We start from the raw sequence: 421 nt of genomic DNA, 5'->3' as shown, positions 1-421 counted from the left end.
GCCCAATAGCGACAAATTGCTGGATTTACCCGCTTAACGACGGAACCGCCGCCATTATCGATCCCGGAGACGAATCCGATTTAATTATTTCCGCACTGCTAAAGTCTCAACTAAAACCCAATTATATTTTACTCACTCACGGACATTTTGACCATATATGCGCCCTGCCGTATCTTGTAAAGGCGTTCCCCGGCAAGTTTAAAATTGCCATTCACAGTCAGGACAGCGAATACCTTGGTCCCGAAGCTCTCAACGTTCACAAACAAAGCATGATAGCCGCAATCGGCGACACGTCCTTATTGGACATGAGTTGGAGCGAAATGCCCTCGGCGGATATTCTTCTTGAGGAAGGCAGTACAATCGGTCCCTTTACAGTCCTACATCTTCCCGGACACACCCCCGGAAGCGTCGCCTTTTGGGA

Annotated in this window: 1 protein-coding gene; it reads left to right on the top strand. The window is 48.9% G+C overall.

Going from position 1 to position 421, the window contains the following annotated elements:
- Positions 1-421: MBL fold metallo-hydrolase (locus tag ACYVTD_RS16025; protein ID WP_461248678.1), on the top strand; the 421-nt coding region annotated here is incomplete at both ends.

Source organism: Treponema sp. R6D11 (assembly GCF_054786075.1).
This window is presented reverse-complemented; position numbering and strand designations above follow the sequence as displayed.